This window comes from Streptomyces sp. NPDC055632 (assembly GCF_053618675.1).
Window position 1 is genome coordinate 132,039 of record NZ_JBSHHY010000007.1, and the last position, 13,614, is coordinate 145,652.

The 13,614-nt window shown below is 74.9% G+C and carries 9 protein-coding genes; 4 read left to right on the forward strand and 5 right to left on the reverse strand.

The features are described from left to right. Window positions 1-90: 90 nt before the first annotated feature. A complete protein-coding gene (locus ACWGSR_RS12710; RefSeq protein WP_453565972.1) occupies window positions 91-2,145 on the reverse strand; it encodes a phosphocholine-specific phospholipase C in 2,055 nt (684 codons plus the stop codon). Window positions 2,146-2,378: 233 nt separating this feature from the next. Continuing rightward, window positions 2,379-2,795 carry an organic hydroperoxide resistance protein gene (locus ACWGSR_RS12715; RefSeq protein ID WP_125668527.1) on the reverse strand — a complete coding sequence of 139 codons (417 nt, stop codon included), beginning with the start codon at window positions 2,793-2,795 and terminating at the stop codon, window positions 2,379-2,381. A gap of 110 nt (window positions 2,796-2,905) precedes the next feature. Here ACWGSR_RS12715 and ACWGSR_RS12720 point away from each other — a divergent pair, with 110 nt between their 5' ends. Further along, window positions 2,906-3,493, forward strand: a complete 588-nt coding sequence (locus ACWGSR_RS12720) for a MarR family winged helix-turn-helix transcriptional regulator (RefSeq protein WP_453565975.1) — start codon at window positions 2,906-2,908, stop codon at window positions 3,491-3,493. Window positions 3,494-3,498: 5 nt separating this feature from the next. Here the strand turns inward: ACWGSR_RS12720 and ACWGSR_RS12725 are convergent, their stop codons facing one another. Continuing rightward, window positions 3,499-5,133, reverse strand: coding sequence for a prenyltransferase/squalene oxidase repeat-containing protein (locus ACWGSR_RS12725; RefSeq protein WP_453565978.1), 1,635 nt, complete (start codon window positions 5,131-5,133; stop codon window positions 3,499-3,501). Window positions 5,134-5,268: 135 nt separating this feature from the next. Beyond that, a complete protein-coding gene (locus ACWGSR_RS12730; protein ID WP_453565981.1) occupies window positions 5,269-5,829 on the reverse strand; it encodes an NUDIX domain-containing protein in 561 nt (186 codons plus the stop codon). Window positions 5,830-6,187: 358 nt separating this feature from the next. Between ACWGSR_RS12730 and ACWGSR_RS12735 the strand changes: the two genes are divergently transcribed. The 3 genes from ACWGSR_RS12735 (at window position 6,188) to ACWGSR_RS12745 (ending at window position 11,834) form a co-directional block, all read left to right on the forward strand. Continuing rightward, window positions 6,188-6,646: a GNAT family N-acetyltransferase gene (locus ACWGSR_RS12735; RefSeq protein WP_453565984.1), complete on the forward strand. Its 459-nt coding sequence runs from the start codon at window positions 6,188-6,190 to the stop codon at window positions 6,644-6,646. Continuing rightward, a complete protein-coding gene (locus tag ACWGSR_RS12740) occupies window positions 6,643-7,905 on the forward strand; it encodes an MFS transporter (RefSeq protein WP_376232663.1) in 1,263 nt (420 codons plus the stop codon). Before ACWGSR_RS12735 ends, ACWGSR_RS12740 begins: the two co-directional genes overlap by 4 nt. A 254-nt stretch (window positions 7,906-8,159) precedes the next feature. After that, on the forward strand, window positions 8,160-11,834 hold the full coding sequence (locus tag ACWGSR_RS12745) for a S8 family serine peptidase (protein ID WP_453565987.1): 3,675 nt from the start codon (window positions 8,160-8,162) through the stop codon (window positions 11,832-11,834). A gap of 112 nt (window positions 11,835-11,946) precedes the next feature. Here ACWGSR_RS12745 and ACWGSR_RS12750 read toward each other — a convergent pair whose 3' ends face one another. After that, window positions 11,947-13,401, reverse strand: coding sequence for an acyl-CoA synthetase (locus ACWGSR_RS12750; protein WP_376232666.1), 1,455 nt, complete (start codon window positions 13,399-13,401; stop codon window positions 11,947-11,949). Window positions 13,402-13,614: the final 213 nt, after the last annotated feature.

Below are 13,614 nucleotides of genomic sequence, written 5' to 3' on the forward strand. Positions count from 1 at the left end.
GACGGCGCGGGAGTCCGGGGCGACGGGCTGCGCACCGATGCCCGTCCCGGCACCCCCGGGCGCCGGAACTGGCATCGGCCCGGTCGGGGCTCAGTACGTCAGGATCCCCGGATCCGAGACGTCCGGGGCGCCCGTCTCCACGTGGCCCGCGAGGCGGCGGAGGTAGTCCGGGGTCGACGCCGTCGTGATCGTCACGTCGTACCAGTGGTGGCCGGCGGTCAGGGGGACGGTGTGGGTGACCGTGGCGCCCTTGGCGACCGTCAGGGTCTTCGGGGAACCCCCGTACGAGTCGGCGACCGTCACCGTCGTGGTCGTGCCCGGGTTGGTGAAGGTCAGGTCCAGGTGGCCCGTGCCGGCGTTGTGGCGGGCGGCGACCTCGGGGACGGGCGTCTTCCCGGGGGAGCGGAAGCGGCGCAGGAAGCCGTTGGGGCCGTGGACCGTGAGGTCGGTGACGCCGGCCGAGTACTTGGTGTTCCAGGTGTCCGCGATCGACTTGCCCGCCTCCGCCGTGTACGTCCAGGGCGCGTCCGTGCGGTTGGCCGAGGTGACGTAGAACTGGGCGCCCGCGCCGGGGCCCGCGCCGAAGGCCAGGCGGTAGGTGCCGGCCGCCGTGTCGGCGGCGCCGTCCACGTACGGCGCGTACCTCAGCGGGCGGGTCGGCTTCGCGCCCCGCTCCTGGCGGGGCATCGTGCCCGACGCGGGCGCGGTGGCCGGGAAGTCGGGGTGGCGGTTGCGGTCCGGCGGGTAGTAGCCGGCGGTCGGCGGCAGCGCGGCCGGCCGGGCGTCCGCGCGCGTGAAGTCGAAGGCCGAGGTCAGATCGCCGCAGACGGCCCGCCGCCAGGGGGAGATCTGCGGCTCCCGGACGCCGAAGCGCGCCTCCATGAAGCGGATGACCGAGGTGTGGTCGAAGGTCTCCGAGCAGGTGTAGCCGCCCTTCGACCAGGGCGAGACGACGATCATCGGGACGCGCGGGCCGAGGCCGTAGGGGCCGGCGGCGTAGCCCGTCTTCCCGGGGAAGTGGTCCAGGGCGGTCGCGACGGTGGAGAGGCCCTGCGCCGCCGAGGCCGGGACGTACGGCGGGACCACGTGGTCGAAGAAGCCGTCGTTCTCGTCGTACGTGATGAACAGGGCCGTACGGGCCCACACGTCCGGGTTCGAGGTCAGCGCGTCCAGGACCTGCGCGATGTACCAGGCGCCGTAGTTGGCGGGCCAGTTGGAGTGCTCCGAGAAGGCCTCCGGGGCCGCGATCCAGGAGACCTTCGGCAGCCGGCCGCCCTGCACGTCGGCGCGCAGCCGGTCGAAGAGGCCCTCGCCGGCCTTGGCGTTCGTGCCCGTGCGGGCCTTGTCGTACAGCGGGTTCCCGGGCGCGGCGTTCCGGTAGCTGTTGAAGTAGAGGAGGGAGTTGTCGCCGTAGTTGCCCCGGTACGCGTCGCTGATCCAGCCCCAGGAGCCCGCCGCGTCCAGGCCGTCGCCGACGTCCTGGTAGACCCGCCAGGAGACCCCGGCCGCCTCCAGGCGTTCGGGGTACGTCTTCCAGCCGTAGCCCGCCTCGGCGTTGTTGAGGACCGGGCCGCCGCCCGTGCCGTCGTTCCCGGTGTGACCGCTCCACAGGTAGTAGCGGTTCGGGTCGGTGGAGCCGATGAACGAGCAGTGGTACGCGTCGCAGACCGTGAACGCGTCGGCGAGCGCGTAGTGGAACGGGATGTCCTCACGGGTGAGGTGCGCCATCGTGGCCTTGGTCTTGGCCGGGATCCACTGGTCGTACCGGCCCTTCGCGAAGGCCTTCTGGCCGCCCGCCCAGTCGTGGTTGAGGCCCTGGAGGAACTCCATGCCGAGGCGGGCGCTCTCCGGCCGGAACGGCAGCGTCACCTTGGAGCCGTCGGACTGGTTCCAGACGGACTTGCCGCTGGGCAGGGTCACCGGCCGGGGGTCGCCGAAGCCCCGTACGCCCTTCATCGCGCCGAAGTAGTGGTCGAAGGAACGGTTCTCCTGCATCAGGACCACGATGTGCTCGACGTCCTGGAGGGTGCCGGTGGAACCCTGCGCCGGTATCGCGGCGGCGCGGGCGATGCTCTCCGAGAGCAGCGTGAACGCGGCGGCGCCGCCGGTCAGCTGAAGGAACCGGCGGCGGTCGAGGTCGGCCATGGGGAGTTCTCCTCCGGGGTGGGGGCGGGCACGGGCGGGGCGTGCGTGCGGCGGCCGGGCTCCTGCCCGGCGGGCGCCCCAAGGACAGCGCCCGCGGGCCACCGCCCGGCGGCCGTCCCATGGCTGCCCGCCGTACGGCGGACGAACCCCCCGTGCCGTTCGTGCGAAGGTCCCGGTGCGCGCGGGCGGCACCGGGACCTTCACACGTCTCCCGCGCGGAGGCGGGTGCGCGGCTACTCGACGACGAGCTCGACCTCGATGTTGCCGCGGGTGGCCTTGGAGTACGGGCAGAAGGCGTGGGTCTTCTTCAGGAGCGCCAGGCCCGCCTCGCCCTGGAGGTGCTCCGGGAACTCGGCGCGCATGACGACCGCGAGGCCGAAGCCGCCGTCGGCGGGGTCCTTGCCGATGGAGACCTCGGCGGTGACGGAGGCGTCCGTGATGTCGATCTTCTCCTGGCGGGCGACCACGCCCATGGCGCTGGCGAAGCAGGCCGCGTAGCCGGCGGCGAAGAGCTGCTCGGGGTTGGTGCCCTGTCCGTTGCCGCCGAGGGCCTGCGGGTGGGCGAGGGGGAGGTCGATGTGGCCGTCGGAGCTGACGGCGCGGCCCTCGCGGCCGTTGGCGGTGGCGACGGCGGTGTAGATCGCGTCCATGGGTTCCTCTTCCGTCCTGTCCTGGGATGCGGTGGCCCTTCATTTGTAGCGCGCAATTTAGTTGTGCGCAACTTAATCGGGTGTGATGCGTCCTCGCGTATCCTGGAGCCATGGAGACGCCCGACACCCTCCCCGACGACCCCGCCGGTCCTTCCGCGGGCCTTCCCGACGGTCTTCCCGCGGGCCTTCCCAAGGGCCTTCCCGCGGGCCCTTCCGACGGTGTTCCCGAGGGTCTTCCCGAGGGGGACTTCCTCCGCCTCGACCGGCAGATCTGCTTCTCGCTGCACGCGGCGACCCGCGCCTTCAACGGCGTCTACCGCGAGGTCCTCGGGGAACTCGGGCTCACCTACCCCCAGTACCTCGTGATGCTCGTGCTCTGGGAGCACCGCGAGCTGTCCGTGAAGGGGATCGGGGAGCGGGTGCGGCTCGACTCCGGGACCCTGTCGCCGCTGCTCAAGCGGCTCGAAGCGGCCGGGTACGTCGAGCGGCGGCGCAGCCCCGAGGACGAGCGGTCCGTCACCGTGCGCCTCACGGAGGCCGGGACGGCGCTGCGGGAGAAGGCCCTCGGCGTGCCGCGCCGGATCGCCGCCGCCACCGGCCTGGACCTCGCGGACCTCGGCGAGCTGCGCGAACGGCTCCACGCACTGGCCGTCCGGCTCGACGCCGTCGACCCCGAGGACCTCTCCGGCTGCGCCTGATCCCTTCAGTGCGCCGCCAGCCCCGCGCGCGCGTGGTTCAGGCCGAGCAGTACGCAGACGTCCGTCAGGAGCGGGACGTGGTAGGCGAGCGGCCGGGGGCCCGCCTGGTCAGGGCGCGACACGAAGCCGCCGTCCGGACGCTGCCGCTCCAGGAGGTGGCGCACCGCCCGCGCGGTCGCGGTCCGCGCGCCCGGCGCGCGCGCCACGCCGATCAGCGCGTACGCCGTGCTGATCGGGTCGCTCGGGTCCGCCGGCACGTGCCCCCAGCCGCCGTCCGGGTTCTGGGTGGAGAGCAGCCGGGCCACCGCCCGCGCCCGGGCCCGCGCGGCCCCGGCCGCCGCCGGGTGGCCGGGCGCCACCGCGAGGAAGGAGTCGTGGGCGAGGACGGTGCGGAAGAGGGCGTTGCTCTCGTTGAGGCTCCAGCTCCGCTCGAACGGACCGGCCGCCTCCTGCCGGGCCGTGACGAACCGGACGCCGGCCGCGACCGCCGCGCGGTGCGCGGGCTCGGGAGCCAGCGCGTTCACCGCCGCCGCCGTTATCGCCACCTCGGAGGCCGTCCCGCGCTCGAACGTCGGGAAGCCGCCGTCCGCGCCCTGCCGGGCGAGCAGGTACCGCTCGCCGGCCGCCACCCCGGCCCCGCACCGCTCCGGGGCCACCGTCCGCAGGAACTCCACGCAGTACGCCGTGTCGTCCACGTCGCTCTGCCCGACGCCCCGCTCGAAACCCCAGCCCCCGTCGGGGTTCTGACGCCCGGTCAAGGCGTCCGCGAGCGACCGCAGGGCGGGGGCGGGCGCCCCCGCGCCGGCCAGGGCGAGGCCGCCGGTCGCCGTCGCGAAGACGTCCATGCCCGTGAGGAACGGCAGGCCGCCGTCCCCGCGCAGCGCGTTCCGCAGCTCGCCCGCCCGCGCCCGGACGGCCGCCGCGTACCGGGGCCGCAGCCGCAGCGCGAGCAGGGCGAGGATCCGGGCGAGGTGGTTGCCGTACGGGGGAGGGCCGGGGAGCGCGCAGGGCTCCAGGGTCCGCCAGTCGTCCTCGGTGACGCGTCCGGGCGAACGCGTACCGAAGGCGTGCAGGACCTTCAGGGCGGCCATCTCCGTGATCAGCCAGCGCTGCTGGCCGCGCGCCTCGAAGGCGGAGCCGGGGTCGGGGAGCCCGGGGAACGCGTCGGCGCCCAGCTCCGCCAGGACCGTCCGGAACATCAGGCGCTTGCGCCCGGCGGTGAAGTGGTCGAAGCCGCCGAGCAGCCGGGCCAGCGCGCCCCGCCCGTCCGCGTACTCGCCCAGGGCCGCGCGGGCCGCCGCCTCCTGCACGGGGTCGGGGGCGCCCTCGTCCAGACCGGTCTTCAGCCTCCGTACGAGCCGCTCCCGCGCGTCCGGGTCCACGTCCGTCACCGTCAGCAGCCGCAGGGCCAGGGCGGACTCCAGCATCCGGCTGTCGCAGGGCGCCCGCAGCAGGCCGTCCGGCCCGGCGGCGGCCAGGAGCCGGGCGGTGAGCCGGGCCCGGGCCCGGTCGAGCCGGCCCGCACCGGAGGCCGGGCGGGTGAGGAGCGGGGGGCCGGGGACGGCGAGGGTGGAGAGGGAGGCGGGGGCGACGGGGGTGGCGAGGGAGGCGCCGGATAAGGGCAGCGCGCAGTGCGTCATGGTGAGGGACGTCCTTGGTGAGGGCCGTGAGGGCCGTGAGGGCCGTGGGGAGTTGTGGGGGCCGTGGAGGCCGTGGGGTGGGCGAGGGGAGACGGGAAGGCGGGAAGGCGGGAAGGCGGGAAGGCGGAGGAGTCGTCAGAGGGGGAAGAGGTGCCGCACGGCCTCCGCGCCGGCCGGGACCGGCGGGGTGTGGCCGCCCGTCGCGACCGTCAGCGGTGCGACGAAGCCGCGCCGGGCGATCTCGCGCGGACCGGGCCGGGGCGGCCGGTCCGCCGTCCAGCGGCGGACCGTCAGGAAGGACGCGCCGTGCGAATCGTCCGCGCGGACCCGGTACGCCCCGGTGGGACCGGGCGCCTCCGTCCGGCCCGGCTCCTCGCGGAGCTCCCGGAGCGCGGCCGCCCGGTACCCCTCACCGGTCCGGACCGCGCCGCCGATCAGGACGTCGTGGTGGTCCGGGCAGATCCTCGCCGAGGGGACGCGCCGGTGGAGGAGGACCCGTCCGGCGTGATCGGAGCAGACGGTCGCCGCGTACCGCTTCAGCGGCCCGCCCGCCGCCCCGCCCGTCCGCCCGCCCCGCGCCACCACCCGGTCCCGGGGATCGACGTGGTCGACCCGTTCGAAGGGGCGGGCGGAGAAGGGGCGCGCGAGAGGGGAGCGCGCGCCAGGGGCGTGCGGATCCGGAACCCGCGCGCTCATGTCCGCCCGTGGAGACGCGTAACCCCCGGCCCGATGCCCCGCGTTCCGTCACCGGGCAGGGGTGTCGCCCGGAGGAAACGGAGGAAGGAGCCGGAAAGGGGTGCTCCGGAAGCCCGCGCGGCGACCCCGCGAAGGGGGACCGGGGACACACCAGGGGTGACGCTTCGTACCTGCATGATGACGCATCGTAAACCCGGCGGCGATCTTCACCCTCCTCCCGCACCCCTCCCGGGCCACCTCCCGAACTCCCTGCCGAACCGGCCGTTCGAGCCCCGGGGGTTCGAACTCCCGCCCCCTCCGTCTCCCCGTTCATCAAACTGTAAGGAGCCAATTCGGCATCCGCCCCTATACTCGCTCCATGTCCGACATCACCATCCGGCGTGCCACCGCCGACGACTCCCGGCGGCTCACCCGGCTCGTACGGAGCTCCCGGGCCTATCGGGGGGACTACGCCGCCATGGTCGAGGGGTACCAGGTCGGTGGTCCGTACATCGAGCACCACCCCGTCTTCGTCGCCGCCGATGGGGACGGGGACGGGGACGGCAGGGTCCTCGGGTTCTACGCGCTGCTCGTCGAGGAGGCCGAACTCGACCTCGCGTTCGTCGCCGACGCCGCCCAGGGGCTCGGCATCGGGCGGCTGCTCATGGAGCACATGACCGGGCAGGCCAGGGCCGCCGGACTCGGCTCCGTGAAGGTGGTCGCGCACCCGCCCGCCGAGGAGTTCTACCTGCGCACCGGCGCCGTCCGCACCGGGACCGTCCCGCCCTCCGGCCGCATCCACTGGGAGCGCCCCGAGCTGCGGTACGACGTCGCGTGACCGCCACCGACGCGCGCGAGCAGGGGCGGGAGCGCCGGCGGGTCCTCGCCGACCTCACCCCGCTGCGCACCTCCGCGGACTACCGCCGCCTCTGGTTCGGGAACACCGTCTCCTGGGTCGGGCAGGGCATGACCGCCCTCGCCGTCTCCCTCCAGGTGTACGACATCACCGGCTCGCCCTTCTCCGTCGGGCTCGTCGGCCTCTTCTCCCTCGTCCCGCTCGTCGTCTTCGGCCTGTACGGCGGCGCGATCGCCGACACCGTCGACCGCCGCAAGCTCGGCCTCGCCAGTGCCGCCGGCTCCGCCGTGCTCTCCGTAGCACTGGCCGGCGCCGCGTTCGCCGGCTTCCACCGCGTCTGGTTCCTGTACGCGATCGTCGCCCTCCAGGCCGTGTGCGCCGCGCTCAACTCGCCCGCCCGCAGCGCGATGATCCCCCGGCTCCTGCCGCCCGAGCAGCTGCGCGCCGCCAACGCGCTCAACTCGATGGTCATGACCTTCGGCACCCTCGTCGGCCCCAGCCTCGGCGGTCTGATCGTCGGGCTCGCCGGCTACCAGGCCGCCTACCTCGTCGACGCCGTCGCCTTCACCGCGAGCCTGTACGCGATGTGGCGGCTGCCGTCGATGCTCCCCGACCGCAAGGGGACCGAGCGGGCCTCGGTCCTCGACGGGCTGCGCTTCCTCGCCACCCGGCCCAACCTGCGCATGACGTTCTTCTCCGACTTCTGCGCGATGATCCTGGCCCACCCCCGCGCCCTCTTCCCGGCCGTCGCCGTGCTCTGGTACGGCGGGGACGCGAAGACCGCCGGACTCCTCGTCGCCGCGCCCGCGTTCGGGGCGCTCCTCGGCGGGATCCTGTCCGGCTGGCAGGGCCGGATCCGCCATCACGGGCAGGCGATCCTGATCGCCGTCGCCTGCTGGGGCACCGCCATCGCCGTCTTCGGACTGACCCGGAACCTCTGGCTCGGGCTCTTCTTCCTCGCCCTCGCCGGCTACTCCGACACCGTCTCGATGATCTTCCGGAACACGATGATGCAGGTCGCCGCCCCGGACGAGATGCGCGGCCGGCTCCAGGGCGTCTTCATCGTGGTGGTCGCGGGCGGACCCCGGCTCGGCGACTTCCTCGCGGGCTCCGCCGCCGACCTGACCTCCCCGGCCGTCGCGATCACCGGCGGCGGGATCGCCTGCGTCGTCGCCGTCGGACTGCTCGCCCTGTACGGGCGCGGATTCCGCCGCTATGACGCCCTCGACCCGACTCCGTGAGCTTCACGAGTTCCACGGCCTTCATGACATTCACGCGCTCCGTGACCTTCGCCCGCTCCGTGAGCTCCACGCGCTCCGTGAGCTTCACGAGCTCCGTGCACAATCTCCCCGAACGACCCGGCCTGTCCTGGCGGTTGGCCGCCACGGCGCATAACCGCCAGGGCGGGCAGGAGTCAACACCCCTTCCCTGAGCCAAGACTCCTCGCGGCACCCGGAACACCCCCGACCCCGGGGCCGCGAGGAGTACTCCGCCGATGTCCACACCCATCGCCAGAGGGAGGGCCGGGCTGCTCGCCGCGGGCATCTCCCTCGTGATGCTCTCGGCCGGGCAGACCGCCGCCGCCGGGACCACCGCCCCCGCCCCGCCGGACACCCCCGGGGCGTCCGCGACGAGCAGCACCGTCACCCTCGTCACCGGCGACCGCGTCACCCTCACCGAACTCGGCGACGGGCGGCGGACCGTCACCGTCGACCGGGCGAAGGGCGCCACCGGCGCGATACGCACCCGGACCTCGAACGGCCGGATCACCGTGATCCCCGACGAGGCCCGCCCCCACCTGGCCTCCGGCGCGCTCGACCCGCGCCTCTTCGACGTCACCGGCCTCGTCGAGCAGGGCGTCACCGGCGCACTCCCCCTGATCGTCACGTACGGCGGCGGGAACTCCCGGAGCGCCGCCCCGCGCGGCGCCGAGACCGTCCGCGCCCTGCCCAGCATCGGCGGCGCCGCCGTCACGGCCACCGACCCCGCCGCCTTCTGGCGGGCCTTCACCGCCCCGGCCGCCCGGAGCACCGCCTCCGCACCGGCCAAGGTCTGGCTCGACGGCCGGGTCCGGGCCGCCATGGCCGAATCCAACGCCCAGATCGGCACCCCGAAGGCCTGGGAGGCCGGGCTCACCGGCAAGGGCGTCAAGGTCGCCGTCCTCGACACCGGCGCCGACCTCACCCACCCCGACCTCGCCGGCCGGGTCGCGGAGTCGAAGTCCTTCATCGAGGGCGAGGAGGTCGCCGACCGCAACGGCCACGGCACCCACGTCGCCTCCACCGTCGGCGGCAGCGGCGCCGGCTCCGGCGGCGAGGAGAAGGGCGTCGCGCCCGGCGCGACCCTCGCCGTCGGCAAGGTCCTCGGCGACGGGGGCTCCGGCACCGAGTCGCAGATCATCGCCGGCATGGAGTGGGCCGCCAAGGACGTCGACGCGAAGATCGTCTCGATGAGCCTCGGCTCCCGCGAACCCAGCGACGGCACCGACCCGATGGCCCGCGCCGTCGACGCCCTCTCCGCCGAGACCGGCGCCCTCTTCGTCGTCGCCGCCGGCAACTCCGGCGCCCCCGGCTCCATCGGTTCGCCCGGCGCCGCCGACTCCGCGCTCACCGTCGGCGCCGTCGACTCCGACGACCGCGCCGCCTCCTTCACCAGCCAGGGCCCCCGGTACGGCGACCAGGCCCTCAAGCCCGACCTGTCGGCCCCCGGCGTCGGCATCCTCGCCGCCCGCTCCCAGCTCACGCCCGGCAGCGGCCTCTACACCTCGATGGACGGCACGTCCATGGCGACTCCGCACGTCGCCGGCGTCGCCGCCCTCCTCGCCGAGCGGCACCCCGACTGGACCGGCGCCCGCCTCAAGGACGCCCTGATGTCCTCCGCGAAGCCGCTCGACGCCGACGCGTACGCGCTCGGCGCCGGCCGGGTCGACGTGCCCGCCGCGATCTCCGCGCACGTCACCGCCACCGGCTCCGCCGACCTCGGCTTCACCTCCTGGCCGTACGAGGAGAACGAGCCGGTCACGAAGACCGTCACCTACGCCAACTCCTCCGACGAGCCGGTCGAGTTGAGCCTCGCCGTCGAGGGCATGCCCGCCGGGGTCGCCGCCCTCGCCGACACCGCCCTCACCGTCCCCGCCCACGGCACCGCCTCCACCACCGTCACCGGCGACGGCACCGGGGCCCCCGTCGGGCGGTCCTCCGGTCGGATCACCGCCACCGCCGGCGGCGCGCCCGTCGCCCGCACCGCCCTCGGCCTGGTCAAGGAGGAGGAGCGGTACACCCTCACCGTCCACGTCAAGGACCGCGACGGCGCCCCCGTCCCCGCCTCCCTCGGCGTGCAGCAGCTCGCCCCGGGCGTGGACCCGTTCCCGGCCGCCGTCGGCGGGTCCGGCACCCTCGCCCTGCGCCTGAAGCCCGGCACGTACACCGTCGACACCTTCCTCGACGTGCGCGGCTCCCACGGCCCCGACTCCCTCGGCCTCGGCTTCCTCACCGCGCCCGAGATCGTCCTCGACCGGGACCGCGAGATCACCCTCGACGGGCGGCGGCTCCGTGAGATCCGCGCCGAGGTCGACCGGCGGACCGAGACCCGCCAGCTCCTCATGGAGTTCGACCGCAAGGCGAACGGCGCCTCCTACGGCGGAGCCGTCCAGGTCCCCCCGACCTACGACTCGATCTTCGCCGCGCCCACCGCCGAACCCGCCACCGGCACCTTCGAGTACCGGACCGTCTGGCGCCTCGGCAAGCCGCTCCTGGAGGCCTCCGCCGACGGCACCCGCCTCTCCGGCGCCACCCCGCAGGCCGGCACCGCCCTCCTGGAGGGCGGCCACCGCCTCGGCCTCGTCGACGCGGGCGACGGCTCCCCCGGCGCGTACACGGGCAGGAACGTCACCGGCAAGGCAGTCCTCGTCCGGCTCGCCGACGGCGCCGACCCCGTCCGGATCGCCCAGACCGCCCAGGACGCGGGCGCCAAGGCCCTGTTCGTCACCGACGACGAGGCCGGCCGTCTGATGAAGTGGTTCGGCACCGCCGACTACCAGGACCGCCCGCTCGCCGTCGCCACCGTGAACGCGGCCGACGCCGAGCGGCTCGCGACCGCCGCCGCCCGCGGCAAGCGCGTCGACCTCACCGGCACCCGCTTCACCCCGTACACCTACGACCTCTCCGAGGGGCACCCCGGCGCCATCGGCGGGGACCTCGTCTTCCGGCCCGGCCGCGGGGACCTGGCCACGATCTCCGCCACCTTCCACGCGCCCACGAAGCGGAAGGAACTGGGCGGCGAGTTCCGGTACTCGATCACCGACACCTTCCCGATCGGCTTCGGCTTCAAGGAGTACGTCGCCTTCCCGGCCGAGCGCACCGAGTACGTCTCCACCGGCGCCGGCCAGTACTGGCACGAGTCCGTCGACCTCGGCGACTCCCTGGAGCAGCGCGGCGGCCGGTCCGTCTACAAGGGCGGCAGCCGCGCCGACCTCGACTGGTTCGGGCCCGTCTGGCACCCGTGGCTGGGCACCGGACTCGGCTGGGGCCAGCAGCGCACCGGCAACGACCTGCGGTTCAACACCCCCGGCTGGGGCGACTCCGGCACCGACCACACCGGCTTCGGCAACGTGTGGAACGACGACTCGATGACCCAGTACACCGAGGTGTACGTCGACGGCGTCCGCGTCGACCGCAAGACGAGCTCCGGCGCCTACGCCTGGGACGCCCCGGCGCGGGAGGCGACCTACAAGGTCGTCACCGACACCGCACTCGACCGCGACCGCTGGCGGCTCGGCACCGAGGGGCACAGCGAGTGGACCTTCCGCTCCGCCGAGACCCCGTCCGACCGGGTCACCTACCTGCCGATGCTCAACCTCGGCTTCGACCTGGACACCGACCTGAACGGCGACGTCCGCGCCGGGAGCCGCCTGCCCGTCGGGATCTTCGCGGAGTACGTGAAGGGCGCCACCGGCACCGGAACCCTCCGCACCGGCACCCTGGAGGTCTCCTACGACGAGGGGAGGACCTGGCGGAAGGTCGCCCTGAAGAAGGACCGGCGCGCCGCCTCCTGGACCGGCGAGCTGCGGATCCCGCGCGGCGCCGGCTCCGTCTCGCTGCGGGCCGGCGCGAGCGACGACCGGGGCGGCTCGGTCACGCAGGAGCTGATCCGGGCGGTGGGCGTGCGGTAACCGTCCGTACGGGAAGCGAGGCCGGGCTCCTCCGGCGGGGGAGGGGTCCGGCCCGTTTGCCGGGGGAGGGACCCGGCCCCTTCGCCGTCGAAGGAGCCCGGCCCTTCCCCGCTCAACCCGCCGTCGGCAGCGCCTTCTTCAAGACCTTCCCCATGTCGTTGCGGGGCAGCGCGTCCAGGTAGCGCACCGCCCGGGGCCGCTTGTGCGGGGCCAGGAGCCCGGCCACGTGGTCCGCGAGCTCCGTCTCCGCCGGCGGCACCGAGGCGTCCGCCGGCACCACCCAGGCCACGATCCGCTCGCCCAGGTCGGGGTCGGGCTCGCCGGTGACGGCCGCCTCCCGCACGCCCGGGTGGTCGAGGAGGGCGTTCTCGATCTCGCCCGCCCCGATCTTGTAGCCGCCGCTCTTGATCAGGTCGGTCGCCCGGCGGCCCACCAGGCGCACCGTCCCGTCCGCCTCCCGCACCGCCACGTCGCCGGTGCGGAACCAGTCCCCGTCGAAGGCCGCCGCCGTCGCCTCCGGACGGTTCAGATAGCCGGAGAACAGGTTCGGGCCGCGCACCTGCACCTCCCCGACCGTCTCCCCGTCGTACGCGCCGAGCACCGAGCCGTCCTCGTCCACGAGCCGCAGGTCCACGCCCGGCAGCGGGGTGCCGACCGTCCCCGGCCGGGGCTCCCCGCCCGGCCGCACGCTGGTGTTCATCAGGGTCTCGCTCATCCCGTACCGCTCCACGACCGTCCGGCCCGTCGCCGCCGCGATCCGCTCGTGGTCGTGGACCGGCAGCGCGGCGGAGCCCGAGACGAGCAGCCGCGCCCCGGCCAGCGCCCGGACCAGCTCCTCGTCGTGGGAGAGGGCGTCCGCGAGCCGGTGGTACATGGTCGGCACCCCGAACAGCACCGTGCCGCCCCCGGCGCCCAGCTCCCGCGCCACGCCCTCCACCGAGAACGCGCCCAGGTGCCGGACCTCGCCGCCGCGCCGCAGCGGGCCCAGGATCCCGAGGACGAGCCCGTGGACGTGGAACAGCGGCAGTGCGTGCACGAGGACGTCGTCGGAGGTCCAGGCCCAGGCCTCGGCGAGCGCGTCGAGCGACGCGGCGACCGCCCGGCGGGAGAGCAGGACGCCCTTCGGCGGGCCGGTGGTGCCGGAGGTGTAGACGATCAGGGCGGGGGACTCGGGGTCGGTCCCCCCGTCCCCCTCCTCGGGGGCGGGGCCCGTCGCGTCGAGCTCCACGTCGATCCGGGGAAGCCCCGCGAGCCCCGCCGGCAGGACGTCCTCCGGGCCCGCGAGCACCGCGCCGGGCGCGCTGTCCCCGAGGATGTGCGCCAGCTCCCGTTCGCCCGTGCGCGGATTGAGCGGTACGGCGGGGACGCCCGCGAGGAGGGCGGCGACCACCGCGACCGCCGTGCGCGCGGTCGGCGTCGCCCAGACGGCCACCCGCTCCACGCCGTCGAGCCGGGCGGCCAGGGCGCCGGCGGTCCGGGCCAGCTCCCCGTACGTCAGCGAGTCCGCGCCGCAGCGCAGCGCGGGCCGGTCGGAACGGGCAGCGACGGCGGGAAAGAGAGCGCTCACCGGTCGTCCTCCTCGGATCGGGGGCGAGGCGGTCTCGCCGGGTCACCGGGAGGCATTCTGCCGCCCGCCGGGGTGCCGGCCGGGGCCGCCCCAGGGTTTCCCCAGGGTTCCCCGAGGCCCTTCCGAGGTCTCCCGGGCCCTTTCCCGGCGTCTTCCCGGTCCCTTCCCGGCGTCTTCCTGGTCCCTTCCCGGTCCCTCCCGGGGCCTGCCAGG